9 protein-coding genes and 1 CRISPR repeat array (1 of these 10 running past the window's edge) are annotated in these 17,948 nt (G+C 57.6%); all 9 genes read left to right on the top strand.

Annotation, left to right across the window (positions count from 1 at the left end):
* Positions 1-108 precede the first annotated feature (108 nt).
* The 9 genes from RCAS_RS07965 to leuB all read left to right on the top strand — a co-directional run bounded on the left by RCAS_RS07965 (position 109) and on the right by leuB (position 10,418).
* The gene (locus tag RCAS_RS07965) at positions 109-495 is read left to right on the top strand and encodes a four helix bundle protein (RefSeq protein WP_049768809.1); all 387 of its coding nucleotides are present in this window, start codon (positions 109-111) and stop codon (positions 493-495) included.
* Positions 496-725: 230 nt separating this feature from the next.
* Positions 726-2,396, top strand: coding sequence for a 2-isopropylmalate synthase (locus RCAS_RS07960; RefSeq protein WP_012120074.1), 1,671 nt, complete (start codon positions 726-728; stop codon positions 2,394-2,396).
* Between the two features lie 226 nt (positions 2,397-2,622).
* Positions 2,623-3,462, top strand: coding sequence for a prephenate dehydratase (gene pheA / locus RCAS_RS07955; RefSeq protein WP_012120073.1), 840 nt, complete (start codon positions 2,623-2,625; stop codon positions 3,460-3,462).
* Positions 3,463-3,486: 24 nt separating this feature from the next.
* Complete coding sequence (cimA, locus tag RCAS_RS07950; RefSeq protein WP_012120072.1) at positions 3,487-5,097, top strand: citramalate synthase; 1,611 nt, start codon at positions 3,487-3,489, stop codon at positions 5,095-5,097.
* Between the two features lie 57 nt (positions 5,098-5,154).
* Positions 5,155-6,084 carry a branched-chain amino acid transaminase gene (locus RCAS_RS07945; protein ID WP_012120071.1) on the top strand — a complete coding sequence of 310 codons (930 nt, stop codon included), beginning with the start codon at positions 5,155-5,157 and terminating at the stop codon, positions 6,082-6,084.
* 178 nt (positions 6,085-6,262) lie between these two features.
* Positions 6,263-7,681 carry a 3-isopropylmalate dehydratase large subunit gene (gene leuC / locus RCAS_RS07940; RefSeq protein WP_012120070.1) on the top strand — a complete coding sequence of 473 codons (1,419 nt, stop codon included), beginning with the start codon at positions 6,263-6,265 and terminating at the stop codon, positions 7,679-7,681.
* Between the two features lie 89 nt (positions 7,682-7,770).
* The gene (gene leuD, locus RCAS_RS07935) at positions 7,771-8,385 is read left to right on the top strand and encodes a 3-isopropylmalate dehydratase small subunit (RefSeq protein ID WP_012120069.1); all 615 of its coding nucleotides are present in this window, start codon (positions 7,771-7,773) and stop codon (positions 8,383-8,385) included.
* Between the two features lie 6 nt (positions 8,386-8,391).
* Positions 8,392-8,868 (top strand): YqhA family protein, encoded by a 477-nt coding sequence (locus tag RCAS_RS07930; RefSeq protein WP_012120068.1) that lies wholly within the window; start codon positions 8,392-8,394, stop codon positions 8,866-8,868.
* A gap of 428 nt (positions 8,869-9,296) precedes the next feature.
* Complete coding sequence (gene leuB / locus RCAS_RS07925; protein WP_012120067.1) at positions 9,297-10,418, top strand: 3-isopropylmalate dehydrogenase; 1,122 nt, start codon at positions 9,297-9,299, stop codon at positions 10,416-10,418.
* A gap of 703 nt (positions 10,419-11,121) precedes the next feature.
* Positions 11,122-17,948: a CRISPR direct-repeat array (repeat unit 37 nt; unit sequence ATTTCCGAATTTTCGGCTCGCAGAAGAGCACTGAAAC) (it continues 2,511 nt past the right edge of the window).

The raw sequence follows: 17,948 nt of genomic DNA, 5'->3' as shown, positions 1-17,948 counted from the left end.
CGGTCAACACAGGCAATATTGTGCAACATCTGGTTGATCGCTCTATAAGAACAGTGTTCAACGTCAGGCTAATTTTCCTGACTTATGCGCGTAGAAAGTTCAGTAGCGATGGTAAAGGGCTATACGCATCGCAATCTCATTCTGTGGAACCGGGCGCAGCAACTGGCGCTCGATGTGATAACGATCGCGCGGCGGATGCCGAACACGTGGAGCAATGCGGTCATTGCGCGACAGATCATCGCTTCCGCCACGTCAATTGGCGCGAATATCGCCGAAGGACATGGGCGCTACACTCCTGGCGCGCACCGCAATCACCTGGCAATCGCCAAAGGATCAACCGCCGAAACTGATCGCTGGCTCGATCTGCTCCGCCGTAGCGGGTATCTTTCCGAAGAGGATGAAGCCAGACTTCACAGCGAATGCCAGGAAATCGCGGCAATGCTGACGAGCAAAACTGGAGCATGCCATCCCATCACACACGTCAACGACTCATGAAGAACAGGTATCATATACAACGGACGATGACGCATCCTCGCCGCCATTCCCGTTTGCACCGGAGGATTATCAGTCAAGTGCCGAATGACAAATACACATGATACGTAACGAGTGGTGAGCATTAGTTCTCAGTTCTCAGTTCTCAGTTCTCAATTCTCAGTTCTCAGTTCTCGGTTCTCAGTTCTCAATTCTCAGTTCTCGGTTCTCAAGCAAAGGAGACACACAACGCTATGGAGGACCATGTACGCATCTTCGACACCACGCTGCGCGACGGTGAACAGGCGCCGGGCTGCACCATGACGCTGGAGGAAAAACTGGAGGTCGCGCGGCAACTGGCACGTTTGGGGGTAGACATTATCGAGGCCGGTTTCCCGGCAGCGTCACCCGGCGACTGGGCAGCCGTTCACGAGATCGCCAAAACCGTTGGGACGCCCGATGGTCCGATTATCGCAGCGCTGGCGCGCGCCAACAAGGACGATATTGACAAAGCCTGGAGCGCCATTCAGCCAGCCGCGAAAAAACGCATCCACACCTTCATTTCCTCATCCGACATTCATATCGAACATCAACTGCGCTCGACCCGCGAAGAAGTGCTCGAGCGCGCCCGCCTGATGGTGCGCTATGCGCGCTCACTGTGCGACGATGTTGAGTTTTCGCCAATGGACGCGACCCGCTCCGACCCGGAGTATGTCTACCGCATGCTGGCGGCGGTCGTTGCAGAAGGCGCCACCACGCTCAACATTCCCGATACGGTCGGCTACGCCACACCCGAAGAGTATGCCGAACTGATCGCCGGCATCTACCGCCACGTCCCCGGCGCCGATAAGGTCATTATTTCCACCCACTGCCACGACGACCTGGGCATGGCGGTGGCAAACTCGCTGGCCGGCGTGCGCGCCGGCGCGCGCCAGATCGAGTGCACCATCAACGGTATCGGTGAGCGCGCCGGAAATGCCTCGCTCGAGGAAGTCGTGATGGCGCTGAAAACCCGCCGCTCGTTCTTTGGCGTCGATACGCGGATCAACACCCGCGAACTGGCGCGCAGCAGTCGGCTGCTCAGCACCATTATCGGTATGCCGGTGCCACCGAACAAGGCGATTGTCGGCGCCAATGCCTTCGCCCACGAGTCCGGCATCCACCAGGATGGCGTCCTGAAGCATCGCATGACGTATGAAATCATGGACGCAACGACCATCGGTTTGGACGGCAATGCCATCGTGCTCGGCAAGCACTCCGGGCGCAATGCGCTGCGCACCAAACTGGCAGCGATGGGGTATGAGTTCGACAGCGAGGAAGAGTTCAATCAGGTCTTCCAGCGCTTCAAAGAACTGTGCGACAAGAAGAAAGTCGTCGACGACCGCGACCTGGAGGTGCTGGCGACCGGCGGATCGCTCCATACCCCGGAGTTGTACCGCCTGGAGCATGTGCAGGTCACCTGCGGCACCGGCGTCACGCCGGTGGCGACCGTGCGCATTACCGATCCGGACGGCAATACGCAGACGACTGCCGCACACGGCACCGGACCGGTCGATGCGATCTACAAAGCCATCGATAAGATCGTCGGGCGACCAAACGACCTGATCGAATTCTCGATCAAGGCGGTCACTGAGGGGATCGACGCAGTTGCTGAAGTTTCTGTGCGCATCCGCGAGCCGGGCGATGCGGTTGAGGAGCGCGAGTACCGTGTCGGGCGGCACCGCGGACCGCAGATCTACAGCGGTTACAGCGCCAATACGGATACCATCGTTGCCGCTGCCGAGTCGTATATGGCGGCGCTCAATAAGATGATCGCCGCGCGCCAGGAGCGCCTGAGCGCCGAAAATGTCGCCTACGCCGCCGGATACGACCGCAACAGGCCAACCTATGCGGTCGATCTATTTGGCAAGAATGCGACGGAGTAAGGTATCGTCCAGTCTGGCGCGCGCTATGGGGCTGCGCTTCCCACAGCGCCTGTCGCCGAACTGCTCTCGGAGCACAACGAGACATGTCGGGCTGAGCGAAACGACGAGTCCCATCCCACACGCGCTGCCGGGAACCTTCGCTTCGCCTGCGGCGCCGCTTCGGGCGACAGGCGCCCATCTCGCACAAAGGAAGACATCTTGCTGTCATACTCACGGAACATTGCCGATGAAACGCTCGATTGCCTATCTGGGTCCGCCAGGATCGTATAGCGAGATTGCTGCGCTGGCGTATGGCGGCGAGGATGCGACGTACATTCCGCTGACCAGCATGCCGGCCGTTGTCACTGCTGTCGAAACCGGCGCAGCAACCGTCGGCATTTTACCAATCGAAAATGTCCTCGAAGGGAGCGTCACCACCACGCTCGACCTGCTCATCCACGAAACCGACTTGCGCATTGCAGGAGAGACGGTCATTCCGATTCAACACTACCTGGTGGGGCGCGCCGGTTTAGCCCTGCACGAGATCAAAGTGCTCTATGGGCATCCGCAGTCACTTGGGCAGTGTCGGCGTTTCATCGAACGCTGCCTGCCCGGTGCGGCAACCGTTGCATCGTTGAGCAACAGCGCCGCGCCCGCCGAAGCATTGGCGGACGAACGCCCTGCGGCAGCGATCGGCACACTGCGCGCGGCACAATTGGTCGGAGCAGCCGTGCTTGCGAGCGATATTCAAGACCGCTCAGGCAATATGACACGCTTCATCGCCCTGGGGAAGCACGACCATCCGCCAACCGGCGATGATAAGACCAGTTTCTGCTTCGGATTCGACCGTGAAGACCGCCCCGGCGTGCTGGTCGAAGCGCTCCAGGAACTGGCATTGGTCGGCATCAATATGACCAAACTCGAATCGCGTCCGTCGAAAGAGGTGCTGGGGCAGTACATTTTCCTGGTGGACATCAACGGCCACCGCGAAGACCCGGTGGTTGCCGCTGCGCTGGAGCGCATCCGCACAAAAACCGGTCTGTTCAAGGTATTCGGCAGCTACCCGCGCTGGCGTGGGCAGCCATAGTCTGAAACATATGAGGAGCCAGGCATGCAGATTCTGCTCTACGATACGACTCTCCGCGACGGAACGCAGCGCGAAGGGTTATCGCTTTCCGTCGAAGACAAACTGAAGATCGCGCGCGAACTCGACCTGCTCGGCGTTCACTACATCGAAGGCGGATGGCCCGGCTCGAATCCCAAAGATGCCGAGTTCTTTCAGCGCATCCGCCGTGCCGACCTGCGCCACGCGAGAGTCGCCGCCTTCGGCAGCACCCGCCGCGCCGACGCCACCTGTGATACCGACGCCAATATCCAGGCGCTTGTTGCTGCCGAGACGCCGGTGGTAACGCTCGTCGGCAAGAGTTCGACCCTGCATGTCGAGCAGGTGCTCGAAACGACACGCCAGGAGAATCTGGCAATGATCGCCGAAAGCGTCGCATATTTCAAGGAGCGCGGTAAGGAGGTCGTCTACGACGCGGAGCACTTCTTCGACGGCTATAAACTGGATGCCGCGTATGCGCTGGCAACCCTGACCGCAGCCGCGCACGCCGGCGCCGACTGCCTGGTGCTGTGCGATACGAATGGCGGCAGCCTGCCGCACGAAGTGACCGAAATCGTGCAGGCGGTGCAGCGCCGCCTGGCAAACGAAGGGTTTAGCAACGGCGCAGCAGGGCGTGGTCCTACCCTCGGCATCCACACCCACAACGACGGCGCGCTGGCAGTCGCCAACGCGCTTGCCGCCGTGCGCGCAGGATGCGTCCACGTCCAGGGCACGATCAACGGCTATGGCGAACGGTGCGGCAATATGGACCTGATCCCGCTCATCGCTAATCTGCAACTGAAACTCGGCTACCGCTGCATTACCCCCGAACAACTTCGCCGCCTGACCGAGGTGTCGCACTATGTCGCCGCCGTCGCCAACCTCAACCCCGACACCCACGCGCCATTCGTTGGACACTCCGCATTCGCGCACAAAGGTGGCATCCACGTTGCCGCCGTCGCCAAAGTGCCGGACAGTTACCAGCACATCGACCCGGAACTGGTCGGCAATCGGATGCGGGTGGTCGTCAGTGAACTGTCGGGGCGCGGGAATGTGCGGATGCGCGCGCAGGAACTGGGGCTTGATCTGAACGGGAACGAACGGGTGGTATTGCAACGGATCAAAGAGCTGGAAAACCGTGGCTTCCAGTTCGAGGCGGCGGAGGGATCGTTCGAGATGCTGGTGCGCCGCGCTGCGCCCGACTACGAACCGCCGTTCGAGTTGCTCGATTTCACGGTGGTCGTCAGCAAACATGGCGCTGGCGACATAATCTCGCAGGCAATGGTCAAGCTCAAAGTCGGCAACGAGGTTATGCACACCGCAGCCGAAGGCGACGGACCGGTCAATGCGCTCGATAAGGCAATCCGCAAGGCGCTGCTGCCACACTACCCCGAACTCGCCGATGTGCAACTGGTCGACTACAAGGTGCGCATCGTCGATGAACACCTCGGCACCGCCGCCAGACCGCGCGTGCTGATCGAATCGGCGCGCGGCGAAGAACGCTGGAGCACGGTCGGCTGCTCGGAAAATATTATTGAAGCCAGTTTTATGGCGCTGTGGGACAGCCTGGAACTCCCGCTGGCGCGACGGCGGGCTTCGTGCAATGCGCACCGTTCCTGATATAATGACCACCGGCGCAACGGCGCCGCTTCACATCGTGGTGAAAGGAGAACACCGATGCCTATTCGTGAGTCCAAGTATATCTGGTTCAACGGCGAGATGGTTGCCTGGGAAAAGGCGACCGTCCATGTGATGACACATGCCCTGCACTACGGTTCATCGGTGTTCGAGGGCATTCGCGCCTACGAAACGCCTCAGGGCGCTGCTATTTTTCGTTTGCGCGAGCACCTCCGCCGTCTGTTCGACTCGTGCCGCATCTATCGGATGGAACTGCCGTTCACGCCGGAGCAATTGTTCGAAGCATGCCGCGCGGTCGTGCGTGACAATGGGTTGACGAACGCCTATATCCGTCCGCTTGTGTGGCGCGGCTATGGCGAAATGGGGCTAAACCCGCTGCGCTCGCCGGTCGAGGTGATGGTCGCAGCCATGGAATGGGGCGCCTACCTGGGGGCTGAGGGTTTGGAGAATGGCGTGGATGTCCACGTTTCCTCCTGGCAGCGGGTTGCACCGAATACCCTGCCAGCGATGGCGAAGGCTGGCGGCAACTATCTGTCGTCACAACTCATTGTGATGGAAGCGGCACGCAACGGCTATGCCGAAGGCATCGCGCTCGATGTGCATGGCTGGCTCTCCGAAGGATCGGGCGAAAACCTGTTCCTCATTCGCGACGGCGTCATCTATACGCCGCCGGTGACGGCGGCGCTTCTGCCCGGCATTACCCGCGATGCAGTGATCACACTGGCGCGCCAGATGGGGTATGAGGTGCGCGAGCAAAACCTGCCGCGCGAAATGCTCTACCTGGCGGACGAACTCTTCTTTACCGGCACAGCGGCTGAGGTGACGCCGATCCGCTCGGTCGATAAATTGCCGGTCGGCAATGGCAAGCGCGGTCCGATCACCACCGCTATCCAAAAGGCGTTCTTTGGTCTTTTCTCCGGCGAAACAGAAGATCGCTGGGGCTGGCTGACGCCAGTGGCGTATTCGTAGAACAACGAGACTCATCATTCTGTGCGAAGCGACGAATCTCGACCTGTGCGCGCTGCCGGGATTCTTCGCTCCACCTGCCGCTTTGCTCAGGGTGACAGCGCATGGCTTCTGCGCGCGACACAGGCTGGAGGCGCGTTATCATATCAGGTTACAGGCTGGAAGGTTGAAGGTACAAACTATGCCTCGCACACTGTTCGACAAAATCTGGGACACCCACATCGTGCGCCCGCAAACGGCGGAAACGCCTGCGGTGCTTTACATCGATCTCCATCTCATTCACGAAGTAACCTCGCCCCAGGCATTCACCGAACTACGCCGGCGCGGGTTGAAAGTCCGCCGTCCGGATCGCACGCTGGCGACGATGGACCACTCGACCCCAACCACGCCGCGCGGACCGGATGGGATCATTCCGGTGGTCGATGCGCAGGCGGCGGCGCAACTTCGCCAACTCGAACAGAACTGCGCCGATTTCGGCATCCCGCTCTTCGCGCTTGGCAGCGAGCGCCAGGGGATCGTCCACGTCATCGGTCCTGAGCAGGGGTTGACCCAACCCGGCATGACCATCGTCTGTGGTGATAGCCACACCAGCACCCACGGCGCTTTTGGTGCGCTGGCGTTCGGCATCGGCACCTCGGAAGTCGCGCACGTCCTGGCGACGCAATGCCTGATCCAGAACCGCCCCAAAACGATGGAGGTGCGCGTCGATGGTCGCCTGAAGCCGGGAGTGACTGCCAAGGACATTATTCTGGCGATCATTGCGCGATACGGCGTCGGCGCCGGCGTCGGGCATGTGTTCGAGTACACCGGCGAGGCAATCCGCGCGCTCTCGATGGAAGAGCGCATGACGATCTGCAACATGTCAATCGAAGGCGGCGCGCGCGCCGGGATGATTGCGCCCGATGACACGACGTTCCAGTACATTGCCGGGCGCCCCTTCGCGCCGAAAGGCGCAGCATGGGACGAGGCCGTGGCATACTGGCGCACTCTGCCGACCGACGATGGCGCGGTGTACGACCGGACGATCACCCTGGATGCATCGCAACTGACGCCGATGATCACCTACGGCACCAACCCCGGCATGGGGATACCGATTGACGGTCGCATCCCGACACCGGAGGAACTGCCCGATCAGGCAGCGCGCCAGGCGCTCGACAAGGCGCTGCGCTATATGGACCTGCGACCCGGTCAACCGCTACTCGGTCAAAAGGTCGATGTCGTCTTCCTGGGTAGTTGCACCAACTCGCGCATTTCGGACCTCCGCATGGCGGCGAGTGTGCTGAAAGGGCGCAAGATCGCCGAAGGCGTGCGCATGATGGTCGTGCCCGGCTCGCAGCAGGTGAAGAAGCAGGCGGAAGCCGAAGGACTGGACCGTATTTTCCGCGAGGCAGGCGCCGAATGGCGCGAAGCCGGCTGCTCTGCCTGCCTCGGCATGAACGACGACAAGGTTCCGCCGGGCAAATATGCTGTCTCGACTAGCAACCGCAACTTCGAGGGGCGCCAGGGACCCGGCGCGCGCACGCTTCTTGCCAGCCCGCTCACCGCCGTTGCATCCGCCATCGAAGGCGTTGTCGCTGATCCGCGGAAATATGTGGGATAGGGGTCAGGGATGAGGGATCAGAGGTTCGAGCAATGAGTTCCACGAACTTAACCCCTACCCGCCCCTCAGTTCTCATCCAGGAGCACACTATGCATCCCATCTCAATCATCACCGGGCGTATTGTCGCCCTGCCAGCGCACGATATCGACACCGATCAGATCATTCCTGCCCGCTATCTCAAAGTCACCGACAAATCAGGTCTGGCGGAGGGATTGTTCTATGCCTGGCGCTTCGACGCCGAGGGCAAGCCCAACCCCGATTTCGTTCTCAACCGTCCAGAGGCGCAGGGAGCGACGATCCTGGTCGCCGGACGAAACTTCGGTTGCGGCTCGTCACGTGAGCACGCGCCCTGGGCGCTTCAGGGGTACGGCTTCAAGGCGGTTATCAGTCCCTCCTTTGCCGACATCTTTCGCAATAATGCCCTGAAAAACGGGCTGTTGACCGTCCAGACGGACGAGGAAACCTGGCAGCAATTGGTCAGTCTCTTCGAAGAAGACCCGACCACCGAAGTAATCATTGACCTGGCGACGCAGACGGTGACGCTTCCCGACGGACGGCAGGCGCGCTTTCCTATCGATCCGTTCACCAAACATTGCCTGCTGCAAGGCATCGATCAGATGGGTTTTCTGCTGAACGAAGAAGATGCCATCAGTGCATATGAATCTGCGCATCCACCGCGCGTTGTCACCACTGCCAGGAGTTGACACCCCATGACGCGCCTGATTGGACTGGTGCGCTACATTATTCTCGTGGCGGTACTGGTCACACTCGTCGCAACAACGGCGCTAATCCTGTTTGGCGCCATCGAAACGTATGTCGTCATACGCGACATTTTTTCAAAAGGTGAGTTCACCTCAAAAGTCGCCAAAAATCTGTTGCTGAGTTTCATCGAGATCACCGACATCTTCCTGCTGGCGACGGTACTGTACATCGTTGCACTGGGATTGTACGAATTGTTCATCGACGACCGGGTGCCGGTGCCGTCGTGGCTCGAAATCCACACCCTTGACGATCTGAAAGACAAACTGATCGGCGTTATCATCGTCGTCATCGGTGTTGGATTTCTTGGACAATTCACCAGCTGGAACGGTGAGACAAACCTGCTGATTTCCGGCGGCGGCGCAGCGCTAATCATCGTTGCGCTGACCTTTTTTCTCGGTCAGAAAAGCAAAAAGGACAAAGAGTAGGATAAAAGATAGACTACCAATGACGATTGAAGATGCCACATTCTTGTCATTCCGAGCGCAGCGCGGAATCTGACATAAAGGCGTTTGCAAGGGCCGCCCAGTCGGGCAAAGCCGCATGCGTGTCATTCCGAGCCCTTCGCTTCGCTCAGGGTAAACGCAGCGCGGAATCTGAGCGGGTCGCACACGACCCCTCGCGCTGCTCGGGGTGACCATGCCGGATGTTCACAGGTCATTGGCGCCAGGCAGGCGTCGGGGCGCTTCCTTGTGGGCGCCTGAGCCGACAGGACCCATACCAATGACGATTGAAGATGCCACATTCTTGTCATTCCGAGCGCAGCGCGGAATCTGAGCGGGTCGCGCACGACCCCTCGCGCTGCTCGGGGTGACCATGCCGGATGTTCACGGGTAATTGGTAGACGGAGCACGACATGCATGCGGTTATCACTGCGCTTCCCGGCGACGGGATTGGACCAGAGGTGGTGGCGGAGGGAATGCGCGTATTACGCGCTGTCGGCACGCGATTCGGGCACACCTTCGAGATACGCGAGGCATTGATCGGCGGCTGCGCCATCGACGCAACTGGCACGGCGCTTCCTGACGAAACGCTCCACCTGTGCCGCGAGTCGGACGCCGTGCTCCTCGGTGCAGTCGGCGGACCGAAGTGGGACAACCCGGAAGCGCCGGTGCGCCCGGAACAGGGATTGCTCGGCATTCGCAAAGCGCTTGGACTATTCGCCAACCTGCGACCGGTGACGCTCCATCCGCGTCTGATCGCCGCCTCGCCGCTGCGTCCGGAGCGATTGCAAGGCGTTGACCTCCTGGTGGTGCGTGAACTGACCGGCGGCATCTACTTTGGCGAAAAAGGGCGTGACACGACGATGGACGGCGGTGAAAGCGCCTACGACGAGTGCGTCTACACCTCTGCCGAGATCGAACGCATTGTGCGCGTGGCGGCAACTCTTGCGCGCAACCGGCGCAAAAAACTGACTTCGGTAGACAAAGCGAACGTTCTGGAGACCTCACGACTATGGCGCAGCGTCACAACGCGCCTGATGCGCGCCGAATTCCCCGATGTTCAGATCGAACACATGCTGGTCGATGCCTGCGCCATGCACCTCATTCGTCGTCCAATGGACTTCGACGTCATCGTGACCGAAAACATGTTCGGCGATATTCTGACCGATGAAGCCTCGATGCTGGCAGGCTCGATGGGCATGCTCCCCTCTGCCTCGCTCGGCGCGCCGGGCAACAACGGAAGAGGCACGCAGATGGGGTTATACGAACCCATCCACGGCTCGGCGCCCGACATCGCCGGCAAAGGGATCGCCAATCCACTGGCGACTATCCTGAGCGTTGCGCTGTTGCTCCGCCACTCACTGGGACTGGAAGACGAAGCGCGCGCCGTAGAAACCGCAGTCTGGCGCACCCTGGAGGAAGGCATCATCACCGGCGACATCGCAATGCCCGGAGAGCGCAGCGCCACAACTACCGAGGTTGGGGCGGCTGTTGCAGCGTGGATCGAGAGGGAAGAGGCGAGAAGCGAGAGGTGAGAGGCGAGAGACAAGAGTGCATCACAACCGAAACGTAGCGCGAGATTCATCTCGCGGCGCCGCAGCGAAACGTAGCGCGAGATTCATCTCGCGGTGCAGCAGCGAAACGTAGCGCGAGATTCATCTCGCGGTGCAGCAGCGAAACGTAGCGCGAGATTCATCTCGCGGCGCCGCAGCGAAACGTAGCGCGAGATTCATCTCGCGGTGCAGCAGCGAAACGTAGCGCGAGATTCATCTCGCGGTGCAGCAGCGAAACGTAGCGCGAGATTCATCTCGCGGTACCGCGACACCGCCAGGAGTGCAACGCAACCGCGACGTGCAACCAGGTATTTTGCCCCAACTCCCGGCAGCTCCATGCAAGTTGCCGCGCAGATCGACGACGGCGGATCGGCGACATAGAGCGGGGAGAAAGGGATCGCTGACAGGCGTTTGGAGTGATGCTTTCGCAACTCGCCAACAACATGCCTCAAACGCCGTGTTCCCGAACCGGCATGTCAAGAGTTTCTAGAGCTATTTGCCGCTTCAAGAAGGGAAGATGAACGCCTCGCAACTTGACACGGTTTTCGCACAAAAATCGAGTTGCGAAACGCGCCTGTTCATGTTATAATTTGTCCGTTGCGGCGACGCAGCAGGAAGGCTCAAGAACGATGAAACGTTGTCGTTGCGATAGATCCCCAGGGTAGAGAAGAACATCGAAGACGGGATTTCCGAATTTTCGGCTCGCAGAAGAGCACTGAAACTTTTTGCGCGTGTGCGTCTATTGATGATTGCGACCGAATTTCCGAATTTTCGGCTCGCAGAAGAGCACTGAAACAAACTAGCCGCGTCCGATAGCGCGTTTGACCGCAATATTTCCGAATTTTCGGCTCGCAGAAGAGCACTGAAACCGCTTGCGTCGTCTCGTGACGCTTGCGCGCATATCTATTTCCGAATTTTCGGCTCGCAGAAGAGCACTGAAACCCACTAGTGCATCAAGGCTAACCCCGCGACTATCCGATTTCCGAATTTTCGGCTCGCAGAAGAGCACTGAAACGTCGAGCTGTATTTCATCCGGCAGCGCCGCAATCCGAATTTCCGAATTTTCGGCTCGCAGAAGAGCACTGAAACGAGCCTCCGGAGCCCTGGGAGCAGCGCTCTGACATCATATTTCCGAATTTTCGGCTCGCAGAAGAGCACTGAAACCGATCCCCGCGCGACTCTTTCCAGCGCGCTGGTGCATTTCCGAATTTTCGGCTCGCAGAAGAGCACTGAAACATCGGTCAAGACCAGCTCGGGGTGTCTGTATGGCGAAATTTCCGAATTTTCGGCTCGCAGAAGAGCACTGAAACATGATTTCGATGTAACAGGTCCCGGCTCGATGGACCATTTCCGAATTTTCGGCTCGCAGAAGAGCACTGAAACTTCGCCATCACCAGTTCCCATCCCGTACCGAGCGCCATTTCCGAATTTTCGGCTCGCAGAAGAGCACTGAAACCGGTTGAACTTGCGGTTGTTCAGCGTGGCGGGCGACCAAATTTCCGAATTTTCGGCTCGCAGAAGAGCACTGAAACTTCAATCCCCCCTTTCTGTGCTGTTTTCAGCATAAGATTTCCGAATTTTCGGCTCGCAGAAGAGCACTGAAACAGACGCGACGTAGCAACGCCTAGTCAATCGACGCACATTTCCGAATTTTCGGCTCGCAGAAGAGCACTGAAACTTCGGCGTTGTAGGCGAGGTCAAGCCTGCGTTTCGATTTCCGAATTTTCGGCTCGCAGAAGAGCACTGAAACCCTGATTACCCCTGGGCGGGGCGATCCGGCGGCGGATTTCCGAATTTTCGGCTCGCAGAAGAGCACTGAAACAGGGCGAGCGCATTCGCGCCGATGACGCGCCCGCCCTCGATTTCCGAATTTTCGGCTCGCAGAAGAGCACTGAAACTCTGTTCGCCGTTCGCCATTGTTTCCTTCCTTTCAATTTCCGAATTTTCGGCTCGCAGAAGAGCACTGAAACGACGAGTTCGAGAGCCTGGCGATGCTGGCGTTAAAATTTCCGAATTTTCGGCTCGCAGAAGAGCACTGAAACAGGACAATCACGATTGTCACCGGCACACGCAAGTACATTTCCGAATTTTCGGCTCGCAGAAGAGCACTGAAACTACAGCACCTCACCTATCAGGTCATCCAACCGTCCCGCCTATTTCCGAATTTTCGGCTCGCAGAAGAGCACTGAAACTTCTTCGTATTGCATCCCTGTGCGCGCCTCAAAATAGATTTCCGAATTTTCGGCTCGCAGAAGAGCACTGAAACGCATCATCATCATCGCACAAAAAACGACGGAAACGATTTCCGAATTTTCGGCTCGCAGAAGAGCACTGAAACGGTCGGGGCGATCCGGCTGCCGGGCGGCGCGAGGGCATTTCCGAATTTTCGGCTCGCAGAAGAGCACTGAAACGTCGAATACATGCTGCGTCCCGTCATCGTCAAAGTCCATTTCCGAATTTTCGGCTCGCAGAAGAGCACTGAAACTACACAAAAATCGCACAAAATGGACAAAAATCGAAATTTCCGAATTTTCGGCTCGCAGAAGAGCACTGAAACGCCCTGACGAAGACGAAGAGGCGCACGCCCAAGGAATTTCCGAATTTTCGGCTCGCAGAAGAGCACTGAAACCAACGCCAAACGCTGCTACCCGCTCCGGGGTCGGTTGATTTCCGAATTTTCGGCTCGCAGAAGAGCACTGAAACCCTGATACGCAAGGCGCGCCCCTCCGGGCAATATTTCCGAATTTTCGGCTCGCAGAAGAGCACTGAAACGGATGGTTCGGGTTCAGAGAGCTACACAAGCGCGTGGATTTCCGAATTTTCGGCTCGCAGAAGAGCACTGAAACTTTTGCCACGAAAATGAAACGCGGATAGCCCCGGTTGATTTCCGAATTTTCGGCTCGCAGAAGAGCACTGAAACACCAGTGAGCGCAGCCAGTGCTCGAAGCGCCGCAACATTTCCGAATTTTCGGCTCGCAGAAGAGCACTGAAACGTTAACGATATCTTTTACGTTAGTTCATCGCCATCTCCATTTCCGAATTTTCGGCTCGCAGAAGAGCACTGAAACTCGGACCGCCCGCAATGACTCCGCCAAACTCATTCTTTATTTCCGAATTTTCGGCTCGCAGAAGAGCACTGAAACCGTAATGCCTCTGCGGGATACGCACCTCGTCTGTCATTTCCGAATTTTCGGCTCGCAGAAGAGCACTGAAACACGCGCTTTCCGTGCGCCGTCGCGCGCACGATAAATTTCCGAATTTTCGGCTCGCAGAAGAGCACTGAAACAAATCTCCAAAGTCGGCTCGTCCTCGTCCCACGCCAAATTTCCGAATTTTCGGCTCGCAGAAGAGCACTGAAACCGACGCTGGCCGCGCTCGGCGCGCCCAATGTGATCGATTTCCGAATTTTCGGCTCGCAGAAGAGCACTGAAACATCAACAAAGTCACGGGCGGCGCGCTCGCGGGCGCAATTTCCGAATTTTCGGCTCGCAGAAGAGCACTGAAACTTTTCACGAGGACGGCGATCGATTGATCGCCGTCCATAATTTCCGAATTTTCGGCTCGCAGAAGAGCACTGAAACTCGCTTTCGACGTTTTCGACGCGCCCGGTCCAGACGGATTTCCGAATTTTCGGCTCGCAGAAGAGCACTGAAACCGTCATCGGTGTCGGCATCGACGACAACCAACGTAGATTTCCGAATTTTCGGCTCGCAGAAGAGCACTGAAACTGGCGATTGTTTAACCGGCGCGGCGTGGTTGAGGCGATTTCCGAATTTTCGGCTCGCAGAAGAGCACTGAAACCCGCGCCTCGCGCGCGGCGGCGATGGCGCGCCCGAATTTCCGAATTTTCGGCTCGCAGAAGAGCACTGAAACCCTGAAACGAGGTCTCGTAGTCGACCTCGTACTCGGATTTCCGAATTTTCGGCTCGCAGAAGAGCACTGAAACCCGTCAAGCGCCAGAAGATCGCGAGCAACGGCCGCGATTTCCGAATTTTCGGCTCGCAGAAGAGCACTGAAACTCGCGTTCTCCAATCTAGCCCCCTAGGCTTCGACTATTTCCGAATTTTCGGCTCGCAGAAGAGCACTGAAACTCCCACGCAGACCGCACAGCGCCGACAATGCCGACGAATTTCCGAATTTTCGGCTCGCAGAAGAGCACTGAAACAAAGACAGCCCCGACTACAGACGCGCAGTCAGCTATATTTCCGAATTTTCGGCTCGCAGAAGAGCACTGAAACTCAATCGAAACGTCGATCTGGAAGCGGCCCGGGTAGATTTCCGAATTTTCGGCTCGCAGAAGAGCACTGAAACATTCACCCGACGATCAGCGCGTATGCGAAGCACTGAATTTCCGAATTTTCGGCTCGCAGAAGAGCACTGAAACCGCTCATCCACATCGAGCGCGCCGCTTCCAATCGGCATTTCCGAATTTTCGGCTCGCAGAAGAGCACTGAAACCTGTCGGAAATCGCGGATCCTGCATCGCCCGCTCCAATTTCCGAATTTTCGGCTCGCAGAAGAGCACTGAAACGCCGCCAACTCTTTTTGCGCCTTGTACAAACCTGGCAATTTCCGAATTTTCGGCTCGCAGAAGAGCACTGAAACTTGGAGTTGGGTTCTTCGGCTATTGAAGACAGGTATATTTCCGAATTTTCGGCTCGCAGAAGAGCACTGAAACAGGATGGCATTGAACTCGCACAGCACCGACATGCCATTTCCGAATTTTCGGCTCGCAGAAGAGCACTGAAACCTCCGCGCCGTCGCCGCCGCGCTCGCTCTGGCGCAACAATTTCCGAATTTTCGGCTCGCAGAAGAGCACTGAAACATTTCGGAGCGCGCGTTCGGCTCCCAAAGCCACGCAATTTCCGAATTTTCGGCTCGCAGAAGAGCACTGAAACACGCAATCGCGTCATCGCACTCGCCGTTCCAGTACGATTTCCGAATTTTCGGCTCGCAGAAGAGCACTGAAACTGCGCGCGGGGGGATCGCGCGCGAGCAGCCAGTAGTATTTCCGAATTTTCGGCTCGCAGAAGAGCACTGAAACGTCGGCTGGAAGTACGCCGTCCAGCGACGTACTTCAATTTCCGAATTTTCGGCTCGCAGAAGAGCACTGAAACCGCGGAGTGCTTAAAAACCACGCAGAGCCGCGCTCGATTTCCGAATTTTCGGCTCGCAGAAGAGCACTGAAACGTAATACCTGTCCGCCTCCTCGTCATATTCGTCTCCGATTTCCGAATTTTCGGCTCGCAGAAGAGCACTGAAACATAGCCATCTGTAAAACCATATTTTCCCTGCAATAACATTTCCGAATTTTCGGCTCGCAGAAGAGCACTGAAACCGGTTGCTGTGGACGCGCGCTGTCTATGCTTCCGGATTTCCGAATTTTCGGCTCGCAGAAGAGCACTGAAACCGACTCACCCAGCGCCGCCGAGAATCGCAGCACCGGATTTCCGAATTTTCGGCTCGCAGAAGAGCACTGAAACCCATATGTCACCGCCGAAACGCATCGACAATACGAGATTTCCGAATTTTCGGCTCGCAGAAGAGCACTGAAACAGACCGGAACCGAACCGTTGTCAATATCCAGTACGATTTCCGAATTTTCGGCTCGCAGAAGAGCACTGAAACTCTTTCCTTGAGGATGCTCCTCATCTCTCCTCTCGGATTTCCGAATTTTCGGCTCGCAGAAGAGCACTGAAACATTGTTTCTCGAAGAACCAGAAGACCCATATAATCAATTTCCGAATTTTCGGCTCGCAGAAGAGCACTGAAACCATCAAAATCAACAGCCCGTCGCTTCACGCCATCAAATTTCCGAATTTTCGGCTCGCAGAAGAGCACTGAAACTTTGATTTCGGCATGGGGTCCATCCTCGCGCGCGCCATTTCCGAATTTTCGGCTCGCAGAAGAGCACTGAAACCACGAGGCGCTGGCGCTTTTGGTGCGAGGCGCGGCATTTCCGAATTTTCGGCTCGCAGAAGAGCACTGAAACGTGACGCCTGCAACCAGGATCGTCGTTCCGTTCTCCAGATTTCCGAATTTTCGGCTCGCAGAAGAGCACTGAAACAGCGCCCGCACCGCTGCTCCCGCCTTCTGCGTTACGATTTCCGAATTTTCGGCTCGCAGAAGAGCACTGAAACTCAGGCGTTCAACGGCGGGCGGCGGCATCTTCTCCAATTTCCGAATTTTCGGCTCGCAGAAGAGCACTGAAACTTCGTTCTACCCGTGATCCCGCCGCTGGCGCTGCTGGATTTCCGAATTTTCGGCTCGCAGAAGAGCACTGAAACTCCGCGAAAGCCTGCTGCGGCCGTCGCGGGCGCGTTGATTTCCGAATTTTCGGCTCGCAGAAGAGCACTGAAACGCAACGGCGCGTGACGGTTCAGGCGCGCGGCGGCGAATTTCCGAATTTTCGGCTCGCAGAAGAGCACTGAAACTCGACCGCACGCTGGCGACGACAATGCGCTCGATTGAATTTCCGAATTTTCGGCTCGCAGAAGAGCACTGAAACAGCAATGTGAGAAATGCGACCTGATTGTCTTGCGTATTTCCGAATTTTCGGCTCGCAGAAGAGCACTGAAACCGCGTCGGAACCGCGCATGTTTGAAGCGTTGCGGCAATTTCCGAATTTTCGGCTCGCAGAAGAGCACTGAAACTTGGCGACCGCGCCGACCGGACGCCAGCGGACGGCGATTTCCGAATTTTCGGCTCGCAGAAGAGCACTGAAACCTCCTAATCGGCAAGGTGTGGTTGAGCCACACCGGATTTCCGAATTTTCGGCTCGCAGAAGAGCACTGAAACCGCGGTCGCTTCCGGCACCGTCGCGGATTCGGCGGTCCAATTTCCGAATTTTCGGCTCGCAGAAGAGCACTGAAACCCATCCGCCACGCAAATACACCACCCCCGTCGCGGATTTCCGAATTTTCGGCTCGCAGAAGAGCACTGAAACCGGCGATGGACAGCGCGGCGTCCATCGCCTCCGCCAGATTTCCGAATTTTCGGCTCGCAGAAGAGCACTGAAACGTCATCCTCCATGACACCCATGACACCGCTCCTCATATTTCCGAATTTTCGGCTCGCAGAAGAGCACTGAAACCCACTGCTCAGGTCGCAGCGTCTCAAGCGAAACTGAATTTCCGAATTTTCGGCTCGCAGAAGAGCACTGAAACTGCATCAGCGACGCAGACGGAACTTGCGTCCGCAGCATTTCCGAATTTTCGGCTCGCAGAAGAGCACTGAAACGATGCACGCAGCGACGCCGTCCATGCGTCGAGCACCGATTTCCGAATTTTCGGCTCGCAGAAGAGCACTGAAACTGAGCACGTGCAGACTCTCGCGCAACGACTGAGTACATTTCCGAATTTTCGGCTCGCAGAAGAGCACTGAAACGAAGGTCTGATGGCAGGTCTCACCGGCGCGCGTCCAGATTTCCGAATTTTCGGCTCGCAGAAGAGCACTGAAACTGACCAGTTGACCACGCCCATACCTCCCGGAGCGCATTTCCGAATTTTCGGCT

Origin of the sequence: Roseiflexus castenholzii DSM 13941 (assembly GCF_000017805.1) — a bacterium.
In the GTDB taxonomy this organism is placed as follows: Bacteria; Chloroflexota; Chloroflexia; order Chloroflexales; family Roseiflexaceae; genus Roseiflexus; species Roseiflexus castenholzii.
The sequence above is the reverse complement of the archived record's forward strand: the minus strand, read 5'-3'. Positions and strand labels throughout refer to the sequence as shown.

Coding starts and splice junctions, on each gene's coding strand:
- RCAS_RS07945 (WP_012120071.1), top strand. CDS start 5,155: ATGCCTATTCGTGAGTCCAAGTATATCTGGTTCAACGGCGAGATGGTT.
- leuB (WP_012120067.1), top strand. CDS start 9,297: ATGCATGCGGTTATCACTGCGCTTCCCGGCGACGGGATTGGACCAGAG.
- pheA (WP_012120073.1), top strand. CDS start 2,623: ATGAAACGCTCGATTGCCTATCTGGGTCCGCCAGGATCGTATAGCGAG.
- RCAS_RS07930 (WP_012120068.1), top strand. CDS start 8,392: ATGACGCGCCTGATTGGACTGGTGCGCTACATTATTCTCGTGGCGGTA.
- leuC (WP_012120070.1), top strand. CDS start 6,263: ATGCCTCGCACACTGTTCGACAAAATCTGGGACACCCACATCGTGCGC.
- cimA (WP_012120072.1), top strand. CDS start 3,487: ATGCAGATTCTGCTCTACGATACGACTCTCCGCGACGGAACGCAGCGC.
- RCAS_RS07960 (WP_012120074.1), top strand. CDS start 726: ATGGAGGACCATGTACGCATCTTCGACACCACGCTGCGCGACGGTGAA.
- RCAS_RS07965 (WP_049768809.1), top strand. CDS start 109: ATGGTAAAGGGCTATACGCATCGCAATCTCATTCTGTGGAACCGGGCG.
- leuD (WP_012120069.1), top strand. CDS start 7,771: ATGCATCCCATCTCAATCATCACCGGGCGTATTGTCGCCCTGCCAGCG.